Here is a 22169-nt window from a genome sequence, read left to right as displayed (position 1 = left end):
ATGGCTTCGTACAAGGACACCCTCCTCGAATTCCCGTGTGAATTCCCCCTGAAGATCATGGGCAAGGCTGATGACAGCCTGGCTCAGGTCGTCCTCGACATCGTCACCGTGCACGCCCCGGATTTCGACGGCGCCAGCATGGAAATGCGCGCCAGCTCTGGCGGCAACTACCTGAGCCTGACGTGCACCGTGATTGCCCGCTCCAAGCCACAACTCGACGCGCTCTACACCGACCTCAGTGGTCATCCGATGATCAAGGTCGTCCTCTAAGTGCCTCCTGTCGTCAAACGCCTGGGCCGGGTCGATTACCAACCCACGTTCCAGGCCATGCAGGACTTCACGGCCAGCCGTACGGCCGAAACCCCGGACGAAATCTGGATCGTCGAGCATCCGCCGGTCTACACCCTCGGCCAGGCCGGCAAGCCGGAACACATCCTGCGCGATGTCGGCATTCCGCTGGTTAAGATCGACCGCGGCGGCCAGGTGACCTACCACGGCCCCGGCCAGGTCGTGATCTACCTCTTGCTCGACCTTTCACGCCTGAAGATCAAGGTCCGTGAGCTGGTCACCGCCATCGAACAGTCGGTGATCGACCTGCTGGCCGAGTACGGCATCACTGCAGAGCGGCGTGACGGTGCTCCCGGCGTCTATGTCGGCGAAGCCAAGATCGCGGCCCTCGGCCTGCGCATTCGCAATGGTTGCAGCTACCACGGGGTCTCACTCAATGTCGATATGGATCTTTCCCCCTTTGCGGCGATCAATCCCTGCGGCTATGCTGGCCTGAAGGTCATCCAGACCAAAGACTTCAATATTCCGCTCACCGCTCACGAGGCTGGCGAGCAACTCTCGCAACACTTGCTACAGCAACTGGACCAGAAAAATGGCTGAAAAAGGCGTCAAACAAAAAGGCGAACTGAAAACCGCGCGCATCCCCATCAAGATCGTGCCGGTCGATACGCCGCTACGCAAACCGGAGTGGATTCGCGTCAAGGCCGGCAACAGCGCCGGGCGATTCGGCGAGATCAAGTCCATGCTGCGCGAGAAAAAGCTGCACACCGTCTGCGAAGAAGCGGCCTGCCCCAACATCGGCGAATGCTTCGGCCGCGGCACGGCGACCTTCATGATCCTTGGCGACATCTGCACCCGCCGCTGCCCTTTCTGCGACGTTGGCCACGGCCAGCCGCTGCCGCCCAACCCGAACGAACCGGCCGAGCTGGCTGATTCGGTGTCGTCGCTAAAGCTGCAGTACGTGGTAATCACCAGCGTCGACCGCGACGACCTGCGCGATGGCGGCGCCCAGCATTTCGTCGATGTCGTCCGTGCCGTACGCGAGGCCTCGCCCAAGACGACCATCGAAACCCTGGTCCCCGACTTCCGTGGCCGCATGGACATCGCCATCGACATTCTCGGCAATGGCCTGCCCGATGTGCTGAACCACAACATGGAAACCGTGCCCCGCCTGTACAAGCAAGCCCGTCCCGGTGCCGACTACGCCCATTCGCTGGCCCTGATGAAGCAGTTCAAGGCACGCTACCCCGACGTCAAGACCAAGTCCGGCCTGATGGTCGGCCTCGGCGAGACCGACGAGGAAATCCTCGAAGTCATGCGTGACCTGCGGGCCAACGATGTCGAAATGCTGACTATCGGCCAATACCTGGCCCCGTCAGGCCACCACCTGCCGGTCAGCCGCTACGTCCATCCCGACACTTTCAAAATGTTCGAGGAAGAAGCCAAAAAGATGGGCTTCTCCGGTGCGGCCTGCGCCCCGATGGTGCGCTCGAGCTACTGGGCTGACCAGCAGGCCCATAGCGCTGGCGTCGCCTGATCACAGCGCAACCCCCAAAAGCAAAGGGCAGCACCGAAAGGTGCTGCCCTTTTTGTATTAGCCGACCTTACCTGACATTGGCTGGCGGGGGCGGTGGAGACCCCGGCGGCGGCGGGGGAATATTGGCATCCTGGGGTTGCATTTGTTGCTGTTGCGAACGCACAGGGGCCGAATAGCTCATGTTGGCGGGCACCGGAACGCGATGCCCCTTGCTGTACATGCACTGAATGTAGGCATTGTCGTACTGGCGCTGGGTGCCGACCGTGGATGCCCGTGAAGCATCGGCTCCGGTGGCACTGCCCATCAACAATCCTGCGCCGGCACCAATGGCAGCCCCCTTGCTGTTGCCACCAATGGCCGCACCGGCCAGAGCGCCAACCGCCGTACCGACCGCCGCGCTGGTGACAGCCGATTCCTTGGCGGCGTCACCGGCCGTCTTGCCACCCACTTGATACTGGGCGAACTGGCGGCAATCCATATCGTCAGCCCGGAAACGCTCAAAGGTTTGCCCAGTTCCCGGCAAGACCATAACGCTCGGCCCGGTTGGAATGACGGTACAGGCGCCGAGCAATAGTGCCGCACCCAGCAAGGTCAAACGCGGCATGAGTTTACTGTTGGACATCAATCATCACCTCTCTGGTTGCGGCAATACCTTCTGCCAGCCCTCTGGGCATTCCTTGACGTAAGGGTAGTAACCCTTGGCCCTTGCGCAGTAATACCAATATTGCTGCGATGACTGCGGTTCCGGCTGTGCCTGTTCAATGTACACCGGCGGCGGCGCTGGCGGCGGCACCACGATGACCTGCGGCGGATAATAGTAAGGGGGCGGGTACCACACCGGCCCCCAGACCGGTCCACCAACATAGACCCCCAGGCGAACTCGCCCACCGTGGGCCCATGCGCTGGAACCAAGGCCAGCCATGACCAAGGCAAGCAATACGACAAGTAGTTTTCGGAAATTCATGGCAGCACTCGATTAGCCAATAGCTCACTTACAAGATAGCGAATTATCGGCCAATCCTGGAGAACTAAATTGCTACAGTTTGTAAGCGCTGACCGAATCCTCGGCCAGGCGCTTCAAATATCTCGCTCGATAGCCTCTGACAGCTTTCGGCGCAAGCCTTCGGGCATTTTCAGCGTTGTCCGGTCCCAGCCTTCCATCGTCAGAATCTGGTCCAGACACTCCTCCATCATGGCGTGCGCCCTGATGGTTACTTCGGCAATGGCCTGGTGAACCGCAGGATCATTGCCAGGATCGATTTCACAACTGAGCTGATAGCGAAACAGTTCGCGCAGTCCTCGAATCTGGACGACCACCTGAGCCGGGCAGGCGCACATGTAAATGGTCGCCTCCTCGATAATCTGCTCGAGCTCTTGATCCGAGAACCGCTTCTGCAACATGACGCCTCCTTAAAGCAGCTTGAGCTTCTTCGCTGCCTCACGCAGTTCACCACGGAAATTCGGGTGAGCGATGCCGATCAGCGCTTCGGTGCGCTGTTTTGCCGTCTTGCCGCGCAGTTGTGCCACACCAAACTCGGTCACCACGTAATTGATGTCGTTCTTGCTGGTCGACACGTGGGTACCGGCCGACAGGGTCGGTACGATACGTGAGATGGTGTCGTCCTTGGCCGTCGATGGCAGCACGATGAAAGCCTTGCCACCGTTCGAGCGGTTGGCGGCACGGACGAAGTCGGACTGGCCGCCGGTACCGGAATAAGGAATCGAGCCGAGGCTTTCCGAACCGCACTGGCCCAGGAAATCAATCTGCATCGTGGCATTGATCGCGTGCAGGTTGTCGTTCCGGCCGGCCAGATACGGGTCGTTGGTAAAGTCGACCGGGTGCATTTCGAGTGCCGGGTTGCGGTGCATGAACTGGTAGAGTTTCTTCGAGCCGAGCGCAAAGGTCGCCAGCATCTTGCCCTGGTGGTAATTCTTCTTGCGGTTGGTAACGACGCCCGCCTCGACCAGCGACATGATGCCGTCGCCGACCATTTCGGTATGGATGCCTAGGTCGTGCTTGTCGGTCAATTGCATGACCACGGCGTCAGGAATACCGCCGTAGCCGATCTGCAGCGTCGCGCCATCGGGAATCATGTCGGCGACGTACTTGCCGATCGCCTCTTGCACCGGACCGATCTTGGGCAGACCAACTTCGAGGATGGGCTCGTCGCTCTCACACAGCGCGGCAACCCGAGAAATATGGATATGGCAGTCGCCATTGGCGAATGGCACGTTCGGATTAATTTCCAGCACGATGACCCGTGCCCGCTCGATCGCGGCCATCGTATAGTCGGCAGCCAGAGACAGCGAGAAGAAACCGTGCTCGTCCATCGGCGAGGCCATGCTGAAGACCACATCAGCCGGCATCAGGCCGCGGTTGATCAGTTGGGGCATTTCGGAGAAATAGGCCGGAATGAAATCGACCCAGCCATCCTTGCCGCCTTGACGCGTGGCGCCGCTGTAGAAGTAGGCCGTATGACGGACATTCTCAACGGTCTCCGGATCCAGATAGCCATATTTGCGCACCGCCAGGATTTGGCAGACCTGTACATCGCGAAAATCACGACGCGCTTCGGAGAGGGCCGTCAGCAGGCTGGGTGGCTCACCGACCGCCGTCGGAACAACGATGGTATCGCCGTTCTTGACGACACGAATGGCGTCAGCGGCAGGCATGCGTTTTTGTTGATACAGGGCCCGAATGGACATGCACTATCTCCTAGTTTTATTTTTAAAAACCTTGATGCTCGCATAGCGGTCAGACCAATAGGCTGACCAAGATCAAATTCGAATGCTTATTGCATCGCAACAATCACAGCTTGCGATTACTCCCCGCCACCATGCGAATCTCGAACAAGCGACACTCCAGCGGCCCGTTGAACAGTGGCGTCTTGCGGCTGGGGCGCAGGCCGACCAGCTTGGGCAAACGCATGTCAGCGGTAAAGAAGAAACAGTTCCAGCCCGCCCAGTGACGCTTCAGTGCCGTACCGAGTTGCGGATAGAGAGCGGCCAGTTCGTCCTGCTCGCCGATACGTTCGCCGTAGGGCGGGTTGGTCACCAGAATGCCATGATCGGTCAGCGGCTGCGTTTCCAGCACATCACTATTATCGACCATCACTGCGGCGCCGAAGCCGGCCTCCTGCAGATTGCGTCGGGTGGCGCGCACGGCCTTGTCGTCGTTGTCGTAGCCGCGAATATCCATCGGCTCGACCGGTTTGACGCGCGCCTCGGCGGCAGCGCGAATATTCGCCCAATTCATCGCCTCGAAGCTTTTCAGCAGTTCGAAAGCAAAGCCGCGATCCAGCCCCGGTGCCCGATCAAGCGCCATCTGCACCGCTTCGAGCAGGAAGGTGCCGCTGCCGCACATCGGATCAATCAGCGGGGTGCCAGGCTGCCAGCCAGTCATTTTCAGGATGCCGGCCGCCAGATTTTCCTTCAGCGGCGCATCGACGCTAGCCTTGCGAAAGCCGCGCTGCCACAACGGCTGACCAGAAGTATCGAGGTATAGCGTGCATTCGTTTTCGCTGAGGAAGACGTGAACGCTGACATCCGGGTGGCGCGTTTCGATGTTCGGACGCTCGCCGAGATCCTCGCGGAAACGGTCACAGATGGCATCTTTGACGCGTAGCGTGACGAAATCGAGCGATTTCAGCGGACATTTGATCGCCGTGGTCACCACGCGCATCGTCCGGCTGACCGAGAAATGGTTCGGCCACAACTGGCGGACAGCCAGCCGATAGATATCCTCTTCCTTGGCGTACGGCCCCTTGACGATGTGCCACAGGATACGGGTGGCCAGCCGGGATTCCAGGTTGGCCCGGTAACAGACTGACCAGTCACCGGAGAAAAAGACACCGCCATGCGTGGCCCGCAGTTCCTCTGCGCCGACCGCCCGTAGTTCCTCGACCAGCAGTTCTTCCAGCCCGCGCGGGCAAATTGCGAAATATTTGTTCATGTCAGAAAGGCTTCAGGACGACGAGGAATAGGACAACCAGCAGAATGATGACCGGCAGTTCGTTGTAGAAACGGAACCAGACGTGCGATTTGGCATTGTCGCCCAACTGGAAGCGTTTGAGCACCCTGCCACAGTGCCAATGATAGCCGGCCAGCACGGCAACCAGCGTGGTCTTGGCATGCAACCAGCCACCGGAAAAACCATAGCCAAACCATAGCCAGAAACCAAGCACGATGGCCAGCACGCCGAGCGGCGTCATGAACTTGTAGAGCTTGCCGGCCATCAGCAGCAGGCGGTCACGCTCGGCGTGACTGTCGGCCGGCACCATGGCCAGATTGACGAAAATGCGCGGCAGGTAGAACAGGCCGGCGAACCACGAAATAACCATCCAGATATGCAATGTCTTTACGACGAGCATGCGTTTCTCCTTGCAAGCGATTCGGCGATCCCGACATCAACGGTCGGGTATGCGAGACGCAGTTTTAATTCTTTTTTCAGACGCTGATTGCCAATGCGCCGCGATTCGCGCATGAAGGACATCTGCACCGGCGACAAGGTCTTTTCCGCCTCTCGCCGCGAGATACGTGGCGGACGAGGCAACGCAAAGGCATCGGCAACGCGGTCGAAATATTCGGCCATCTTCAGATCGGAATCATCGACGACATTGTAGACGCGGTTGCCCCGGCCGTTACGCAGCGCAGCGATGCACGCAGCCGCCAGATCGTTGGCATGAATGTGGTTGGTGTAGCCATCGTCTTCGCCAAGCAGCGCCGGCGTCCCTTTTTGCAGGCGCTCCAACGGCAGACGGTCGGCAGCATAGATACCCGGAGCACGGAGGATGGACACCAGCACGCCAGTCCGTGCGCCCCAGTCGCGCAGACAGCGCTCGGCATCGACCCGCCGGCCAGCCCGGGCACTTTCGGGATTCAAACGGCGGGTTTCATCGATCTGAGCCCCGCCACAGTCGCCGTAAACCCCTGTCGTGCTTACGTAAATCAACTGTCGTGGTAGACTTTTGGCCTTGCCCAAGGCGGCCAGCAGGTTGCGGGTACGCGTGTCGCGACGGCCTTCGCCGGGCGGTGGCGCCAGATGCAGCACGACGTCGGCCAGGCCGGCAATGCGTTGCAGGCTGCCCCGGTCGTCGAGGTCGGCGAGCACCGGCACGGCGCCGGCCGCCCGCCACTCGGCCGCCCGCGCCGCATCGCGCAGCAGTGCATAGACGCAGGCGCGGCGGGCAAGGCGGGAGAGAATGCGGCGGGCAACGTCCCCGCTGCCGACAATCAGGATTTTTTGCACGGCTGCATTGTAGCCGACCAGTTAGGGGAACCGATGAGCTACCAAGTCACAGTCCAGCCGAGCGGCAAGCAATTTGCTGCCGAAGCCGACGAAACCCTGCTTGACGCCGCGCTGCGTCAGGGCCTGACCCTGCCCTACGGCTGCAAGGATGGCGCTTGCGGCGCTTGCAAGGGCAAAGTCGTCAGCGGTACCGTCGATCACGGCAAGGCCCAGGCCCATGCCTTGAAAGACGATGAGAAAGCTGCCGGCCAGACGCTCTACTGCTGCGCCAAAGCGCAATCCGATCTGGTCATTGAGTGCAAGCAGGTCAGCTCGGCGGGTGATATTCCGGTCAAGACCCTGCCTTCACGGATCGAAAAACTGGAAAAGCTGGCGCCGGATGTCATCGAACTGCAGCTGCGCCTGCCGGCCAGCGAGCGTTTGCAATTCTGGGCCGGCCAGTACATCGACATCCTGCTCAAGGACGGCAAGAAGCGCAGCTATTCGCTGGCCAATGCCCCGCACGACGATGCCCTGCTCCAGCTGCATATTCGCCACGTCCCCGGTGGCCTGTTCACCGACCAGGTGTTCTCGACCATGAAGGTCCGCGACATCCTGCGCTTCAATGGCCCGCACGGGACTTTTTACCTGCGTGAAGACTCGAAGAAACCGATGATCCTGCTCGCCGGTGGCACTGGTTTCGCGCCGATCAAGGCTATCGTCGAACACGCCATCGCGGAGCAGTGTGAACGGCCAATGTTTATCTACTGGGGTGCCAAGGCGCGCGTCGATCTCTATCAGAATGCCCTGCCGGAGCAATGGACAGCGGAACACGGCAGTATCAAGTACGTGCCGGTACTGTCTGAACCGGCCTCCGGCGAATGGGCCGGTCGCTCCGGTTTTGTGCATCAGGCCGTGCTGGCAGACTTTGCCGACCTGTCGGGCTATCAGGTCTATGCTTGCGGCGCACCGGTGATGATCGAAGCTGCCAAGCGTGACTTCATGGCGCGAGGCCTGCCGGAAGAAGAGTTCTTCGCCGACGCCTTCACCTTTTCTACAAACTGATTATTGGCTGCGCCAGCCAGGCCTGGCTGGCGCTTTCCAGCCAAGTTCTAGCGCGCCCAGGCGCAGCCCTTGAGCACCTGCCCATTCAGGTCAAGCGTTGCGGTCCAGCCGAAAACGCCATTCGCCGCAGCGTCACGACAAAGCGTCTTTTCAAAGCGAACGGACAGCTTGTTGTTGTCCTTGGCACCGTCGTAGCGGGTCAGGTTTCCTTCGGTACGGAATTCCGTATAGGGTAGAACCACCTCCGGCTTGCCATAGCGCTGCAACTGGACATATTCGCTACCGGCAACCAGCGCCCAGGCCGGATCGTTACCGGCCGCCCGCCACGACTCTTCCTTGCCGCCCGGCATCTGGCAGCGCCCTTCAATGCGCGCCATGTTGACCGACGACGCCTTCAGCTGGGCGCCCTCGAGCACACCAAGCAATTCGACGTACAGGCGCTTGCCGGCATCCAGACCAAGGCTGTTCAGGACCTTGGTCACACTGCCATCGGCCGAGACATCCTCGACATAGGCGTAGCTGCGGTCGCGGCAGGGCGAGAAAATCAGCTTGTCACCCTGCTTCAGCATCAGGCCGTAGGCCATCCGTGGCGTGGTATCGACCGGCTTGGCTTCTTCGGCATGGAGCGCGGTCGCCAGCAAGATGGCAGCCAGAGCAGAAAAGGAGTGACGAATGTTCATGGCAGCGGAATCCTGAAAAAGACAATGCCGGCATTGTGACCTGCCGGCATGGCAAAACGTTTGATGCATCTCAGCAAACGAACTTCGAGCGATCTGAGCCCCAAGGCCGCTTGCCGAGTTGTCCCGGCGTGCCCTAGCCCTTTTCGGGCAGGACGATATTGACTTCGAGGACTTCGTAGTTGCCCTGTTTTTCGAGGGAAACGCGGATGTCCTCGGTGTTCACCTTGACGTACTTGGAGATCACGGCGATCAGTTCGCGTTGCAGGTCAGGCAGGAAATTGGCGCTGCTGCCGCCACCATCGCGTTCGTGGGCGATGATCAGCTGCAGGCGCTCCTTGGCCAGATGGGCGGTTTTCGGCTTATTGCCGAAGAGCATCGAAAGCAGCGACATCTCACTTGCCTCCGAACAGGCGCTTCAGCAGGCCCGGCTTGACGTAATCAACGAAGCGCAGCGGCTTGTCCTCACCGAGAAAGCGACCGATCACATCGTGGTAGGCCTCGGCGGCGTCGGTTTCTTTCTGGTGAATGACTGGCGAGCCCTGGTTGGAGGCCTGCAGCACTTCTTCGGATTCCGGAATGACACCGATGATCGGCACCCGCAGAATTTCCTGGATATCCTTGTACGACAGCATTTCACCGGCTTCAACGCGGGTCGGGTTGTAGCGGGTGATCAGCAGATGTTCCTTGACCGGCTCGCGGCCCTCGATGGCGCGACGCGACTTGGCCTGCAGGATGCCGAGGATGCGGTCTGAGTCGCGCACCGAAGAGACTTCCGGGTTGGTCACGACCAGCGCCTCGTCAGCGAAGGTCAGCGCCATCACGGCACCGGACTCGATGCCGGCCGGCGAATCGCAGACGATGTAGTCAAAGCCCTGGTGCTCCAGCTCCTTGATGACTTTCTCGACGCCCTCTTCGGACAGCGCATCCTTGTCGCGCGTCTGCGAAGCTGGCAGCACGTAGAGATTGTCAGTGTGCTTGTCCTTGATCAGGGCCTGGGTCAGCGTCGCTTCGCCGTTGATGACGTTGATCAGGTCATAAACGACACGGCGCTCGCAGCCCATGATCAGGTCGAGGTTGCGCAGGCCGACGTCGAAGTCGATGACGGCCGTCTTGAAGCCGCGCATGGCGAGGCCGGAGGAGAAGCTGGCGCTGGTGGTGGTCTTGCCGACCCCGCCTTTGCCGGAAGTTACGACGACGATTCTGGTCACGGTGAGTTCTCGTTGGAAGGTTATAGGAATAAGGTCTAGCGCAACGCCAGCGGCACGATGCTGAGGCCATCCTCGATCAGGCTGACGGTGGCTGGTTGACGCAGCAATTCAGCCGGCACGCCGGCTTCGAAAGTACGGTACAGACCGGCGATGGAGAGCAGTTCAGCCTCCAGGCTGGTGGTAAAAATGCGAGCGGCCTTGTCGCCGCTGGCGCCGGCCAGGGCGCGGCCACGCAGCGGGGCATAGACATGGATATTGCCGTCGGCAATCACTTCCGCGCCGGCGCTGACCATGGCCGTGACGATCAGGTCACAACCCTTGGCATAGAAGCGCTGGCCGGAACGCAGCGGCTTGTCGAGGATGATGGTGCGCGGGGCAGGCTCAGGTGCCGTAGCGGCCACAGGTGGCGGGGCAGGTTCAGGCGCAACAACCGGCGGCGCTTTAGGTGCTTCCTCGACCTTGGCACGCTGGCGGCCAAGGGCATCGACGCCGACAACCGGCAAGCCGGCCGCCGCAGCCGAAGTCGCCAAGTCATCGGGCAGTCCGCAAGTCGCCACGGCATTCAGGCCGGACTGCCTGAGCAAATTGACGATACCGGCCCAATCAGCGGACTCCGGCAAGGCCTGGGCCTGGCTGAAATCGAGGACAGCCAGCTCGTTCTCGAAAAAGTCCGGGCTGTTGCCGGTCAATTCGGTGAGGGCTTGATGCAGCGCGGCGTGATCGGTGGTGCGGAGTTGCGTCTGGATGATCTTGAGCGTGGTGCCCTTGAACTGAATCGGTGAATCTTTGGCCATGCCTGCGACGTGTGTTGCGAAAGGATCACGATTATCCCACAGGCTCGCCCCGGCCAGATGAGGGATGCATGACACAAGGCCGGCCACTCACTCGCCGAGATAGGCGGCGCGCACTTTCGGATCGTCCAGCAACATCGCCGATTCGCCATTCAGCGTGATTTCACCGCTTTCCATGACATAGCCGCGCTGGCTGGATTGCAGTGCCAGCCGGGCATTCTGTTCGATCAGCAGGATGGTCATGCCATTGGCGGCCACTGCACGGACCACTTCGAAAATTTTCTGGACCATGATGGGCGCCAGACCCATCGAGGGTTCGTCGAGCAGCAGCATTTTCGGGCGGCTCATCAGCGCACGGCCGATGGCCAGCATCTGCTGTTCGCCGCCGGACAAGGTACCGCCGAGCTGGCTTTCGCGCTCCCTGAGACGGGGAAAGTATTCGAAGACCATTTGCAGGTCTTTGTCGACATCGGCGTCGGCATCCCGCACATAGGCCCCCATGTGCAGGTTTTCCAGCACCGTCAGCCGCGGGAAAACGCCACGCCCCTCCGGGACCAGCGCAATGCCCTTGCGAATGATGTCGTGCGGTGCCAGGCGGGTGATTTCTTCGCCACAGAAGTGCACATCGCCACCGACGGCATCAAGCACCCGCGAGATGGCTTTCAGCGTGCTGGTCTTGCCGGCCCCGTTGGCACCAATCAGGGCGACCGTCTCGCCGGCATTGACGTGAAAGGTGATGCTGCGCACCGCCTGGATGCCGCCATAGGCGACGTGGAGTCCGGTTACTTCAAGCACCTAGGTAAGCCTCAATGACGCGTTGATCTTTCAGCACGACGGCGGGTACATCCTCGATGACCAGCGCGCCGTAATCGAGCACCGCCACCCGGTCGCACAGGCCCATGACCAGCTTGACGTCGTGTTCGATCAGCAGGATGGTCGTCCCGTCACGCCGGATGCCCTCAATCAGCTCGCGCAGCTCGGCCGTTTCCGTCGCGTTCATGCCGGCCGCCGGCTCATCCAGACAGAGCAGCTTGGGTTCGGTGGCCAGCGCGCGGGCAATCTCCAGCCGGCGCTGGTCACCGTAGGACAGGTTCTTGGCCAGATCATCGGCGCGCTCCTCGATCCGCACGTAATGCAGCAAGTCGCTGGCCCGCTGGCGGATCGCCGCTTCCTCGGCCTTGGTTGCGGCATTCTGGAACATGGCGCCGAGTACGCCGGCCTTCGTCCGCACGTGGCGGCCAACCATGACGTTTTCCAGCGCCGTCATGTTGCCGAACAGCCGGATATTCTGGAAGGTGCGGGCAATGCCACGCTCGGCGGCCTGATGCGGCGCATCGGCAATCAGCGGCGCACCATCGAAGACGAAGCCGCCGCCATCCGGCACATACAGCCCGGTCATGCAGTTGAAGAAGGTCGTCTTGCCGGCGCCGTTCGGGCCGATCAGGCCGTAGATTTCGCCACGGCGGATGGTCAGCGAGACCTCCTGCAGCGCCTTGACGCCGCCGAAGTGCTTGGCGACCGCTTCGGCCTTGAGAAGCACCTCGCTCATTGCCCCGCCTCCTGCAACTCGCGTTTTCGTTCCGGTGACGGCCACAGCCCGGCCGGCTTGAAGCGCATGACCAACACCAGCGCCAGACCAAAGACCAGCATGCGCAGGCTTTCCGGATCGACCAGCATCTTGCCGAAGAGCGCCATTTGGGCAGGCCCGACGCCGTAGCGCAGGACTTCGGGCAGGATGCTGAGCAGCACGGCACCAAGGATGACGCCCGGGATGTGGCCCATGCCGCCGAGGACGACCATGGCCAGGATCATGATCGACTCCATCAGCGAGAAACTCTCCGGAGAGACGAAGCCTTGCATCGCTGCGAACACGCCGCCGGCGATGCCGCCGAAGCTGGCCCCCATCGCGAAGGCGAGCAACTTGATATTGCGGGCATTGATGCCGACCGCCTTGGCGGCGATCTCATCCTCGCGAATGGCCTGCCAGGCCCGGCCGATGCGCGAATGCTGCAGGCGCAGGTTGATGACGATGACCAGGATGGCCAGTGCGACCAGCAGGTAGTAATACTTGATCGGCCCGCTCACGCTCAGCCCAAAGAGCTGAGAGGTACCGGAAAACCTGAAATCGCCGAAAGCCACCGGATCGATCAGGGTGATGCCCTGTGGTCCGTTGGTGATGTTGACCGGCGCATTCAGGTTGTTCATGAAGATGCGGACGATTTCGCCGAAGCCCAGCGTGACGATGGCCAGGTAATCGCCACGTAACTTCAGGGTCGGAGAGCCGAGCAGCACCCCGGCAAAGCAGGCCAGCCCGGCCCCGATCGGCAGGATGACCCAGATTGGCAGATGCAGGCCGAAATGCGGGCTGGCCAGCAAGGCCCAGGTGTAGGCGCCGACCGCGTAGAAAGCGATATAACCGAGATCGAGCAGGCCGGCAAAACCGACCACGATGTTCAGACCGAGGGCGAGAAAAACATAGAGGATCGCGAAGTCAAGAATGCGCACCCAGGCCTGGCCGCCCATGGCAGCGACGAAAGGCAGACCGAGCAGCGCCACGGCAATCAGCGCGATACCAAAGGCGGAACGGGGATTCAGCCACTTGCTCATGCGCGATCCCCTGTCTTTTCGCCAAATAGACCGCTCGGCTTGAACATCAGCACGACGATCAGCACGATGAAGGCGAAGATGTCCTGATAATGGCTGCCCAGGAAACCGCCGGTCAGGTCGCCGATGTAGCCGGCGCCCAGCGCCTCAATGATACCGAGCAGGATGCCGCCCAGCATTGCCCCCCCGAGATTGCCGATACCGCCCAGCACAGCCGCGGTGAAGGCTTTCAGGCCGAGCATGAAACCCATCTGATAGTGGGCGATTTCATAGTAGCCACCGACCATGACGCCAGCCAGCGCACCAAGCGCCGAACCGATCACGAAGGCGGCGGCGATGACGCGGTTGATATTGACGCCCATCAGACTGGCGACGGCTGGATTCTGCGCCGTGGCGCGCATCGCCATGCCCAGCTTGGTGCGATAGACCAGGAGCAGCAACCCGCCCATGGTCGCCGCGGAAACCAGAACGATGATGACCTGAATGGCCGTGAAATTGGCGCCGGCGAATTCAAAATCCATCTTCGGCAGCAGCGGGGGGAAAGTCAGGTAATTCCGCCCCCAGATCATCATGGCCAGATTCTGCAGCACGATGGACATACCGATCGCCGTGATCAGCGGCGTCAGGCGCGGCGCGTTGCGCAGCGGGCGATAGGCAATGCGCTCCAGCCCCCAGCCCAGCGCCATGCAGACCAGTACCGAAGCACTAACCCCAGCCAGCCCGGCCAAAGCCACCGGCATGCCCGCCTTGATCAGCGAACCGGCCACGGTAATCGTCACCAGGGTGCCGATCATCACCACCTCGCCATGCGCGAAGTTGATCAGCCCCATGATTCCGTAGACCATCGTGTAACCCAAGGCGACCAGGGCGTAGATGCTGCCTTGTACTAGGCCATTGATGATCTGCTGGAGAAAAATATCCATTTCGTCTTTTTCTTTTAAGGCATAAGGAAACGGCACCTTGCGGTGCCGTTTCCAGTCAGCGGAACATCAGTTTACTTCTTTTCGACAGCCGCCTTGGTGGCATCGGCCGCATTCTTGACAGCCTCGGCCCCCGCCTTCACAACGTCCTTGGCCGCCTCCTTGGCGTCACCCACCGCTTCCTTGCCCACGGCCGTTGCCGCGCCAGCCACGGCCTTGGCGGCATCCTTGACACTATCAACGGCTTCCTTGACCTCAGCCTTTGCTGTCGCAACCGAACTGCCGCCCAGGGTCTCGACATACTCGAGTTTGCCGCCCTTGTACTGATAAATGGAGATAGCGCCGCCCTTCAGGTCACCCTGCGGGTCGAATTCGATCAGTGCGGTCACGCCATCGTATTTCGTCTGGCCAATGGCCGGCAGAAACTTGACGGGATCGACGGAATCGGCGCGCTTCATCGAATCGGCCATGACCATCACGGCATCATAGACATACGGGGCGTACAGCTGAATCTCGGCATTGAATTTCTTGGTGAATTTTTCGCGGAATTCCGGCCCCTTGGCCAGTTTCTCCAGCGGCTGGCCCGGCAGCGAACAGAAATTGCCTTCCGTGGCCTCGCCACCCAGCTTCATGAACTCCGGCGTACAGACACCATCGCCACCGAGGAACTTGGCCTTGATGCCCAGTTCCTTCATCTGCTTGGCCATCGGGCCACCCTGCGCATCCATGCCGCCGTAGAAGACCAGTTCGGCCTTGGTCGACTTGATCTTGGTCAGGATCGCCTTGAAATCAGTGGCCTTGTCGTTGGTGTATTCAGTAGCGACCACCTTGAGACCAGACGCTTCGGCGGCCTTCTTGAATTCATCAGCCAGGCCCTGGCCGTAAGCAGTGCGGTCGTCAACGACTGCCACCGTCTTGACCCCCTGCTTGGCGGCGAACTCACCGAGCGCCCGGCCCTGCTGAACGTCGTTGGCCATCACGCGGAACGCCGTCTTGAAACCCTGCTGCGTATATTTCGGATTGGTCGCCGAGCCGGAAATCTGCGGGATGCCAGCATCGGAATACAGCTTGGAAGCCGGGATGGTGGTGCCTGAGTTCAGGTGGCCGATCACGCCGTTAACCTTGGCATCAACCAGCTTCTGGGCAACGATGGCACCCTGCTTCGGGTCGGCCGCATCATCTTCGGCCAGCAACTGGAATTTGACCTTGGCACCACCGATTTCCAGTCCCTTGGCATTGAGTTCTTCGATGGCCAGTGCGGCGCCGTTTTCATTGTCCTTGCCAAGGTGGGCCTGCGGGCCGGTCATCGGCGCGACATGGCCAAGCTTGACGACGACTTCGGGCTTGCCGGCCGGCGCGGCGGGTGCCGCAGCCTTCGGCTCTTCCTTCTGGCCGCAGGCGGACAGGGCAAAGGCGGCAGCAACGGAAAGGGCGACTACGGAAAGCTTCGCGTGCATCGATATTTCTCCTGGTCTCTGGGGATAAAAGGCTTCCGTCGATTGTCCGGAGGCGCCGAATACATGTCAATAATAAGGTGCTATGATGAATTCGTAGTCATTTTCGATAGGGCGCCTTGATGCCGGTCATTGCCAAGTTGCGGTTCCTGGTCAACCAGACGGCTCGCAAGCTGTTTTCAATGCTGCCGCAGAAGAGCCGGCATAACGTTTATCGTTCGCTCGTCGACTGCAACCCGGACCCTAACAAGCGCCTGGTTCTGAAGATTGCCGAAAGCAAGGAAGAACTGGAAGCCTGCTTCAAGCTGTTGCATGACGCCTATGTCAGCAGCGGCTTCATGACGCCGGACCCGTCGGGCATGCGGGTCACCATTTACCACGCGCTGCCGACAACAACGACCCTCTGCGCCAAGTACGACGACCAGGTCGTCGGCACCTTGTCTCTGATCCGCGAAAGCGCCATCGGTTTCCCGCTACAGCGCATTTTCGACCTGACTGGGGTCCGCGAAAAGGAAGGCCAGATCGCCGAAGTTTCGGCGCTTGCCGTGCATCCGCGCTTCCGGCGAACCGGCGGGACCATCCTCTTCCCGTTGATGAAGTTCATGTACGAGTACTGCACGACCTTCTTTGACACCCGCCATCTGGTCATTGCGGTCAATCCGCGCCATATCGAGATGTACGAGTCGCTGCTCTTCTTCAAGCGACTGACCGCCAACGTCGTCGAGAACTATGATTTCGTCAATGGCGCCCCCGCTGTTGGCGCCACGCTCGATCTCAAGCACGCGCCCGAAATCCTGCGCAAAGCCTACGCCGGCAAAGCGCCGAACCGCAATCTTTACCACTACTTCCTCGAAACCAAGCTGGCCAACATCCAGATCCCGCACCGTCGCTTCTTCACCACGAACGACCCCGTGCTGACGCCCGAACTGATCGATTACTTCTTCAACAAGAAGACCTCCGTCTTTGCCGACCTGAGCGATCGCAAGAAGGCCTTGTTGCATCTGATCTACGACCTGCCGGAATATCGCAAGATACTTCCCGCCATTCCGGACAAGGGCGAAGGGGTGGTGCAGCAGATTCGCCAACACCGCCGTTTCTCGGTCAAATGCCCGGCCAAGCTTGCCAACTCAACGGCCTTTATCGACAAACCCATTTCGGTCGAGGTTAACGAAGTCTCGCGTTATGGTTTCCGTGCCAGGGTCGCCCAGCAAATCCCGGCCGAAGTATGGCTTAATGCCACGGTTCAACTTGGCCTTAACGAGATTTCCCGACTGACCGTGCAGGCCGTGCAGGAAACGGATGTCGATGACCAGCATTACTGCGGTTTCCGTATCGGCGAACCAGATCTGGTTTGGCGAAAATTCGTCACCGCGCTCTATGAAGGGCATACTCACACGGATCTCGACCAAGCCACCCGATTCCTCCCGTGACCAGAAAAGCCCTCCCCGAAGCACTGCAGCAAGCCCTCCAGCAACAATTCCAGCAACGTTTTTCGCAAGGCGAATCGACCCGCCTGCAGCATGGCCGCGACGAATCCGTTCATGCGCCTGAACTGCCCGACGGCGTCGTCCTGGCCGAAAGCACCGACGAAGTGGCACAGGTTGTCCGCCTGTGCGCCGAACATGGCGTCCCGGTCATCCCCTATGGCGTCGGCAGTTCGGTCGAGGGCCACGTGCTGGCGACCAGCGGCGGCATTTCGCTCGATCTTTCCGGCATGAACCAGGTGATCGCCATCCACGCCGAAGATGGCGACGCCACGGTGCAGGCCGGCGTCACCCGCAAGCAGCTGAACGATGCCCTGAAGGGCAGCGGCCTGTTCTTTCCGATCGACCCCGGCGCCGACGCAACAATTGGCGGCATGGCCGCCACCCGGGCTTCCGGCACCAATGCTGTCCGTTACGGCACGATGCGTGAAAACGTGCTGGCTACCACCACGGTGCTGGCCGATGGCCGCGTGATGAAAACCGGCGGCCGCGCCCGCAAGTCCTCCGCCGGTTACGACCTGACCCGCTTGCTGGTCGGATCCGAAGGCACGCTCGGCATCATGACCGAACTGACGGTCAAGCTCTACCCGATCCCGGAGGCCATTTCGGCCGCCGTGTGCACCTTCCCGAGCATCGAAGCGGCGGTGCAGACGGTGATCCAGACCATCCAGCTCGGCGTGCCGGTCGCCCGCATCGAACTGCTCGACGCGCTTTCGCTGAAGGCCATCAACCTGTTCAGCAAGACCACGCTGGCCGAGGCGCCGACGCTGTTCTTCGAATTTCATGGCAGCCCATCCTCCGCCACCGAGCAGGCCGAAACCGTGCAGGCCATTGCCGACGAACTGGGCGGCACCAATTTCGAATGGGCCGCCCGGCCGGAAGACCGCAGCCGCCTGTGGCAGGCCCGTCATGATGCCTATTTCGCCTGCCTGCAATTGAAGCCGGGCTGCCGCTGCTTCCCGACCGATGTCTGCGTGCCGATCTCGCGACTGGCCGAATGCATTGCCGAAACGCAGGCCGACATTGCGCAGGTCAGCATTCCCATCGCGCTGTTCGGCCATGTCGGCGATGGCAATTTCCATCTTGTCGTGCTGGTTGATACCGACAACGCGAAAGAGATGAAAGAAGCCGCCTGGATCAGCCAGCGGGTGGTCGAACGGGCCATTGCCATGGAAGGCACCTGCACCGGCGAGCATGGGATTGGGCTGGGCAAGCGCAAATACCTGCCGCTTGAACACGGCGACGTTGCCGTCGACGTGATGCGGACGATCAAACAGGCGCTCGATCCAAACAATCTGTTGAACCCGGGCAAAATCCTGCCCCCGGGTTAACCCGCCTTGGCCGGAACGTTCTGTTTCGGCCAAACTCAAATCTCCAAAGTGCCCGTTGTCACCACCCCCGACGACAGGGCGAACCACCACCGGCCCACAAGGCCGAAACAATGGAGACAAAAATGAGCAACCTCGCTCTGCCGGCAGGCCTCGCCGCGACGCTGGACGACAAATACACCCGCAGTTCCGGCCGCGTCTTCCTGACCGGCACCCAGGCCCTGATCCGCCTGCCCATGCTGCAACGCGAACGCGATCTGGCGGCCGGGCTGAACACCGCCGGTTTCATCTCCGGCTATCGCGGCAGCCCGCTTGGCAACCTCGATCTCGGCCTATGGAAAGCCAAAGCGCACCTCGCCGAGCATCACATCACCTTCCAGCCCGGCATCAATGAAGACCTTGCCGCCACAGCCGTCTGGGGCAGCCAGCAGGTCAATCTCTTTCCCGGAGCGCAATACGATGGCGTGTTCGGCCTGTGGTACGGCAAGGGGCCAGGCGTGGACCGCTGCGGCGATGTCTTTCGCCATGCCAACGCGGCCGGCTCATCGAAATTCGGCGGCGTGCTGGTCATCGCCGGCGACGACCACGCCGCCAAGTCCTCGACCCTGCCGCACCAGACCGAGCATGTTTTCAAGGCACTGATGATGCCGGTGCTCTACCCGGCCAATGTGCAGGAATACCTCGATTTCGGCCTGCACGGCTGGGCGATGAGCCGCTATTCCGGCTGCTGGGTCGCATTCAAGGCGCTGGCCGACACGGTGGAAACCTCGGCCTCGGTCACTATCGACCCGGCTGCGCTTACCCCGATTATTCCGCCAGATTTCAAATTGCCACCGGATGGCCTGAATATCCGCTGGCCCGACCCGCCGCTGGTTCAGGAAGCCCGGTTGCTCAACCACAAGCTCTACGCCGCGCTGGCCTATTGCCGGACCAACGGGCTAAACAAGCTGATCATCGATTCGCCGACCCCCAAGCTGGGAATCCTGACCGCCGGCAAGAGCTATCTCGACGTCCGGCAGGCGCTGGATGAACTGGGCATCGATGACCAACTGGCCGCCGAAATCGGCATCCGACTGTACAAGGTCGGCATGGTCTGGCCGCTGGAACCGGAAGGCGTGCGGCAGTTTGCCGAGGGGCTGGAGGAAATCCTCGTTGTCGAGGAAAAACGCCAGCTGCTCGAATACCAGCTCAAGGAAGAGCTCTACAACTGGCGTGATGATGTCCGCCCCCGCGTCATCGGCAAGTTCGACGAAATCGGCGAGTGGTCGGAAGGCAACTGGCTGCTGCCGGCCGCCGGCGAGCTACCGGTCGCCACCATCGCCCGCGTCATCGCCGAGCGCATCGGCCGCTTCTTCACCTCGCCAACCATCGCTGCCCGCCTGAAAGTCATCGCCGACAAGCAGAAAGCCGCCCAGACGCCCATCGTGCTCGCCGAGCGCAAGCCGCACTTCTGCTCCGGCTGCCCGCACAACAGTTCGACCAAGGTGCCGGAGGGCTCGCGCGCCGTCGCCGGTATCGGCTGCCATTACATGGTGACGTGGATGGATCGCAGCACCTCGACCTTCACCCACATGGGCGGCGAAGGCGTGCCCTGGGTCGGTCAGGCGCCCTTCACCAGCGAAAAGCACATCTTCGCCAACCTCGGCGACGGCACCTATTTCCACTCCGGCCTGCTCGCCATCCGGCAATCCATCGCCGCCAAGGTGCCGATCACCTACAAGATCCTCTACAACGATGCCGTGGCGATGACCGGCGGCCAGCCGGTCGACGGCATCCTCAGCGTCGCCCGCATCACCCGCCAGCTGGAGGCCGAGGGCATAGCAAAGATGGTCATCGTCGCGGCCGAACCGGAGAAGTACGCCGAGATCGTCGACCTCGCCCCCAATGTGCCGATCCGCCACCGCGATGAACTGGACGCCGTGCAGCGCGAACTGCGCGACTATCCCGGCGTCTCGATCCTGATCTACGACCAGGTCTGCGCCACCGAAGCCCGCCGCCGGCGCAAGCGCGGCAAGATGCCGGCCATCAGCCAGCGCGTCTTCATCAACGAAGCCGTTTGCGAAGGCTGTGGCGATTGCTCGGTGCAATCCAACTGCCTGTCCGTCGTGCCGGTCGAAACAGCCTTTGGCACCAAGCGGCAGATTGATCAATCGTCGTGCAATCAGGACTTTTCCTGCCTGAAAGGCTTCTGCCCCAGCTTCGTCACCGTCGAAGGCGGCAAGTTGAAAAAAGGCAAGGCCGCCCAGCCGGATTCGGTGGATGCCGAAGACTGGCCGCTTTTGCCGGCCCCCGTTCTGCCTTCGACGGCCCAGCCCTACAACCTGCTGATCACCGGCGTCGGCGGCATGGGCGTCATCACCCTCGGCGCCCTGGTCGGCATGGCCGCCCACCTCGACGGCAAGGGCATCTCGACGCTCGACATGACCGGACTGGCGCAGAAGTACGGTGCCGTCTTTTCCCACCTGCGCATCGCCGACCGGCCGGAAGACATCCACGCTGCCCGCATCGCCACCGGTGAGGCACATGCCGTTCTTGGCGGCGATCTGGTCGTCAGCGCCGGCAGCGAGGCGCTGTCCAAGATGCTCGAAGGACGCACCCGAGCTGTCGTCAGTTGTACCGACACGCCGACCGCCGACTTCACCCGCAACCGCGACTGGCACTTTCCGCTGCCCGGGCTGCAAAAAAGCCTGACCGAAACGCTGGGCAGCGCAGCGGTCGATTTCATCGATGCCCAGCATCTTGCCACCCGGCTGATGGGCGACGCGCTCTACGCCAACATGCTGCTCCTCGGCTACGCCTGGCAAAAAGGTCTGGTACCGGTTTCCGCCGCCGCACTCGAGCAGGCCATCGAACTCAATGGCGCCGCAGTCACCGCCAACCGCGAAGCCTTCCTGTGGGGGCGGCGGGCAGCAGTCGCCCCGGAGAAAGTGGCCAAAATTGCTGGTCCGCTCGGCGGCCAACCCTTCGTCGAACTCACACTGGACGAGCTGATCGCCAGCCGCATCGCCCATCTCACGGCCTATCAGGATGCCAGCCTGGCCCACCGCTACGAAAACCGGCTGGCCAGCATCCGCGCCATCGGCAACGAGACTCTGACGCGCACGGTCGCCACGCAATACGCCCGCCTGCTCGCCCCCAAGGACGAATATGAAGTCGCACGCCTGTATGCCGCCAGCGATTTCCGGCAACGGCTGGCCGACACTTTCGATGGCGACGTCCAGCTTGCCTTCCACCTCGCACCACCACTTTTTTCCAAACCCGGCAGTGACGGCCGACCAAAGAAAATCCGCTTCGGCCCCTGGCTGATGCCAGTGCTCGGCCTTCTGGCCAAGGCAAGAAGGCTGCGCGGCAGTTGGCTCGATCCTTTCCGGTTTGGCCACGAAAAAGCCGCAGAGCGCAGCCTGTTAGCCGACTACGAAGCCGATCTTGATCTGATCAGCAGCCACCATAGCGCCGACAGTACATTGGCACTGGCCACGTGGCCGGCCGAGGTCAGAGGCTTCGGCCCGGTCCGCGCCGCGGCCGAGAGACAAGCCAGACAGGCAAGAGAAAGGGCGAGAACGGCCTTGATGGCATAAAATTC

General features: G+C 61.3%; 23 protein-coding genes. 7 read left to right on the top strand and 16 right to left on the bottom strand.

Annotated features, from left to right (window positions below):
- Genes DARO_RS22990 through lipA form a run of 3 tightly spaced genes read left to right on the top strand, consistent with a single transcriptional unit; the run spans position 1 to position 1825 of the window.
- Positions 1-270 carry a YbeD family protein gene (locus tag DARO_RS22990; RefSeq protein ID WP_011286058.1) on the top strand — a complete coding sequence of 90 codons (270 nt, stop codon included), beginning with the start codon at positions 1-3 and terminating at the stop codon, positions 268-270.
- Entirely contained in the window at positions 271-888 is a 618-nt protein-coding gene (lipB, locus tag DARO_RS01525; protein WP_011286057.1) for a lipoyl(octanoyl) transferase LipB, read from the top strand. It abuts the gene before it with no gap.
- Positions 881-1825: a lipoyl synthase gene (gene lipA, locus DARO_RS01520; RefSeq protein WP_011286056.1), complete on the top strand. Its 945-nt coding sequence runs from the start codon at positions 881-883 to the stop codon at positions 1823-1825. Before lipB ends, lipA begins: the two co-directional genes overlap by 8 nt.
- 67 nt (positions 1826-1892) lie before the next feature.
- Here the strand turns inward: lipA and DARO_RS01515 are convergent, their stop codons facing one another.
- From DARO_RS01515 to DARO_RS01490, 7 genes are all read right to left on the bottom strand, one after another.
- Complete coding sequence (locus tag DARO_RS01515) at positions 1893-2447, bottom strand: glycine zipper family protein (RefSeq protein WP_011286055.1); 555 nt, start codon at positions 2445-2447, stop codon at positions 1893-1895.
- A 6-nt stretch (positions 2448-2453) separates the two neighbouring features.
- Entirely contained in the window at positions 2454-2789 is a 336-nt protein-coding gene (locus DARO_RS22080; protein WP_011286054.1) for a hypothetical protein, read from the bottom strand.
- Positions 2790-2902: 113 nt separating this feature from the next.
- On the bottom strand, positions 2903-3226 hold the full coding sequence (locus DARO_RS01510) for a hypothetical protein (RefSeq protein ID WP_011286053.1): 324 nt from the start codon (positions 3224-3226) through the stop codon (positions 2903-2905).
- Between the two features lie 9 nt (positions 3227-3235).
- Positions 3236-4531, bottom strand: coding sequence for an acetyl-CoA hydrolase/transferase C-terminal domain-containing protein (locus DARO_RS01505; RefSeq protein WP_011286052.1), 1296 nt, complete (start codon positions 4529-4531; stop codon positions 3236-3238).
- Positions 4532-4634: 103 nt separating this feature from the next.
- Positions 4635-5777 (bottom strand): THUMP domain-containing protein, encoded by a 1143-nt coding sequence (locus DARO_RS01500; protein ID WP_011286051.1) that lies wholly within the window; start codon positions 5775-5777, stop codon positions 4635-4637.
- Position 5778: 1 nt separating this feature from the next.
- Positions 5779-6195: a HemJ family protein gene (locus DARO_RS01495; protein WP_011286050.1), complete on the bottom strand. Its 417-nt coding sequence runs from the start codon at positions 6193-6195 to the stop codon at positions 5779-5781.
- On the bottom strand, positions 6183-7073 hold the full coding sequence (locus DARO_RS01490) for an NAD-dependent epimerase/dehydratase family protein (RefSeq protein ID WP_011286049.1): 891 nt from the start codon (positions 7071-7073) through the stop codon (positions 6183-6185). The genes DARO_RS01495 and DARO_RS01490 overlap by 13 nt, the downstream gene beginning before the upstream one ends.
- 33 nt (positions 7074-7106) lie before the next feature.
- Between DARO_RS01490 and DARO_RS01485 the strand changes: the two genes are divergently transcribed.
- Positions 7107-8117 carry a CDP-6-deoxy-delta-3,4-glucoseen reductase gene (locus tag DARO_RS01485; RefSeq protein WP_011286048.1) on the top strand — a complete coding sequence of 337 codons (1011 nt, stop codon included), beginning with the start codon at positions 7107-7109 and terminating at the stop codon, positions 8115-8117.
- 47 nt (positions 8118-8164) lie between these two features.
- On the opposite strand, the gene DARO_RS01480 is transcribed toward DARO_RS01485, so the two are convergent.
- From DARO_RS01480 to DARO_RS01440, 9 genes are all read right to left on the bottom strand, one after another.
- Positions 8165-8797: a hypothetical protein gene (locus tag DARO_RS01480; RefSeq protein WP_011286047.1), complete on the bottom strand. Its 633-nt coding sequence runs from the start codon at positions 8795-8797 to the stop codon at positions 8165-8167.
- A gap of 133 nt (positions 8798-8930) precedes the next feature.
- Positions 8931-9188, bottom strand: coding sequence for a cell division topological specificity factor MinE (minE, locus tag DARO_RS01475; RefSeq protein WP_011286046.1), 258 nt, complete (start codon positions 9186-9188; stop codon positions 8931-8933).
- A 1-nt stretch (position 9189) separates the two neighbouring features.
- On the bottom strand, positions 9190-10005 hold the full coding sequence (minD, locus tag DARO_RS01470; RefSeq protein ID WP_011286045.1) for a septum site-determining protein MinD: 816 nt from the start codon (positions 10003-10005) through the stop codon (positions 9190-9192).
- A gap of 35 nt (positions 10006-10040) precedes the next feature.
- Positions 10041-10799, bottom strand: coding sequence for a septum site-determining protein MinC (gene minC, locus DARO_RS01465; protein WP_041224158.1), 759 nt, complete (start codon positions 10797-10799; stop codon positions 10041-10043).
- Between the two features lie 87 nt (positions 10800-10886).
- Positions 10887-11591, bottom strand: a complete 705-nt coding sequence (locus tag DARO_RS01460; RefSeq protein WP_011286043.1) for an ABC transporter ATP-binding protein — start codon at positions 11589-11591, stop codon at positions 10887-10889.
- Positions 11584-12345 (bottom strand): ABC transporter ATP-binding protein, encoded by a 762-nt coding sequence (locus DARO_RS01455; RefSeq protein WP_011286042.1) that lies wholly within the window; start codon positions 12343-12345, stop codon positions 11584-11586. The genes DARO_RS01460 and DARO_RS01455 overlap by 8 nt, the downstream gene beginning before the upstream one ends.
- Positions 12342-13403, bottom strand: a complete 1062-nt coding sequence (locus DARO_RS01450) for an ABC transporter permease subunit (protein ID WP_011286041.1) — start codon at positions 13401-13403, stop codon at positions 12342-12344. The genes DARO_RS01455 and DARO_RS01450 overlap by 4 nt, the downstream gene beginning before the upstream one ends.
- Complete coding sequence (locus DARO_RS01445; protein WP_041224157.1) at positions 13400-14323, bottom strand: branched-chain amino acid ABC transporter permease; 924 nt, start codon at positions 14321-14323, stop codon at positions 13400-13402. Before DARO_RS01445 ends, DARO_RS01450 begins: the two co-directional genes overlap by 4 nt.
- Positions 14324-14394: 71 nt before the next feature.
- Complete coding sequence (locus tag DARO_RS01440) at positions 14395-15777, bottom strand: branched-chain amino acid ABC transporter substrate-binding protein (RefSeq protein ID WP_011286039.1); 1383 nt, start codon at positions 15775-15777, stop codon at positions 14395-14397.
- A gap of 119 nt (positions 15778-15896) precedes the next feature.
- Here DARO_RS01440 and DARO_RS01435 point away from each other — a divergent pair, with 119 nt between their 5' ends.
- From DARO_RS01435 to DARO_RS01425, 3 genes are all read left to right on the top strand, one after another.
- Complete coding sequence (locus DARO_RS01435) at positions 15897-17204, top strand: GNAT family N-acetyltransferase (protein WP_011286038.1); 1308 nt, start codon at positions 15897-15899, stop codon at positions 17202-17204.
- Positions 17201-18589, top strand: coding sequence for an FAD-linked oxidase C-terminal domain-containing protein (locus DARO_RS01430; RefSeq protein WP_011286037.1), 1389 nt, complete (start codon positions 17201-17203; stop codon positions 18587-18589). Before DARO_RS01435 ends, DARO_RS01430 begins: the two co-directional genes overlap by 4 nt.
- 122 nt (positions 18590-18711) lie before the next feature.
- Positions 18712-22164, top strand: coding sequence for an indolepyruvate ferredoxin oxidoreductase family protein (locus DARO_RS01425; RefSeq protein WP_011286036.1), 3453 nt, complete (start codon positions 18712-18714; stop codon positions 22162-22164).
- The last annotated feature ends 5 nt before the right edge of the window (positions 22165-22169 follow it).

The sequence above is a fragment of the Dechloromonas aromatica RCB genome, assembly GCF_000012425.1.
This window is presented reverse-complemented; position numbering and strand designations above follow the sequence as displayed.

Excerpts from the sequence above, each read along its gene's own strand:
- DARO_RS22990 (WP_011286058.1), top strand. The coding sequence starts at position 1 with ATGGCTTCGTACAAGGACACCCTCCTCGAATTCCCGTGTGAATTCCCC.
- lipA (WP_011286056.1), top strand. The coding sequence starts at position 881 with ATGGCTGAAAAAGGCGTCAAACAAAAAGGCGAACTGAAAACCGCGCGC.
- DARO_RS01515 (WP_011286055.1), bottom strand. The coding sequence starts at position 2,447 with ATGTCCAACAGTAAACTCATGCCGCGTTTGACCTTGCTGGGTGCGGCA.
- DARO_RS22080 (WP_011286054.1), bottom strand. The coding sequence starts at position 2,789 with ATGAATTTCCGAAAACTACTTGTCGTATTGCTTGCCTTGGTCATGGCT.
- DARO_RS01510 (WP_011286053.1), bottom strand. The coding sequence starts at position 3,226 with ATGTTGCAGAAGCGGTTCTCGGATCAAGAGCTCGAGCAGATTATCGAG.
- DARO_RS01505 (WP_011286052.1), bottom strand. The coding sequence starts at position 4,531 with ATGTCCATTCGGGCCCTGTATCAACAAAAACGCATGCCTGCCGCTGAC.
- DARO_RS01500 (WP_011286051.1), bottom strand. The coding sequence starts at position 5,777 with ATGAACAAATATTTCGCAATTTGCCCGCGCGGGCTGGAAGAACTGCTG.
- DARO_RS01495 (WP_011286050.1), bottom strand. The coding sequence starts at position 6,195 with ATGCTCGTCGTAAAGACATTGCATATCTGGATGGTTATTTCGTGGTTC.
- DARO_RS01485 (WP_011286048.1), top strand. The coding sequence starts at position 7,107 with ATGAGCTACCAAGTCACAGTCCAGCCGAGCGGCAAGCAATTTGCTGCC.
- DARO_RS01480 (WP_011286047.1), bottom strand. The coding sequence starts at position 8,797 with ATGAACATTCGTCACTCCTTTTCTGCTCTGGCTGCCATCTTGCTGGCG.
- minE (WP_011286046.1), bottom strand. The coding sequence starts at position 9,188 with ATGTCGCTGCTTTCGATGCTCTTCGGCAATAAGCCGAAAACCGCCCAT.
- minC (WP_041224158.1), bottom strand. The coding sequence starts at position 10,799 with ATGGCCAAAGATTCACCGATTCAGTTCAAGGGCACCACGCTCAAGATC.
- DARO_RS01455 (WP_011286042.1), bottom strand. The coding sequence starts at position 12,345 with ATGAGCGAGGTGCTTCTCAAGGCCGAAGCGGTCGCCAAGCACTTCGGC.
- DARO_RS01450 (WP_011286041.1), bottom strand. The coding sequence starts at position 13,403 with ATGAGCAAGTGGCTGAATCCCCGTTCCGCCTTTGGTATCGCGCTGATT.
- DARO_RS01445 (WP_041224157.1), bottom strand. The coding sequence starts at position 14,323 with ATGGATATTTTTCTCCAGCAGATCATCAATGGCCTAGTACAAGGCAGC.
- DARO_RS01440 (WP_011286039.1), bottom strand. The coding sequence starts at position 15,777 with ATGCACGCGAAGCTTTCCGTAGTCGCCCTTTCCGTTGCTGCCGCCTTT.
- DARO_RS01435 (WP_011286038.1), top strand. The coding sequence starts at position 15,897 with ATGCCGGTCATTGCCAAGTTGCGGTTCCTGGTCAACCAGACGGCTCGC.
- DARO_RS01425 (WP_011286036.1), top strand. The coding sequence starts at position 18,712 with ATGAGCAACCTCGCTCTGCCGGCAGGCCTCGCCGCGACGCTGGACGAC.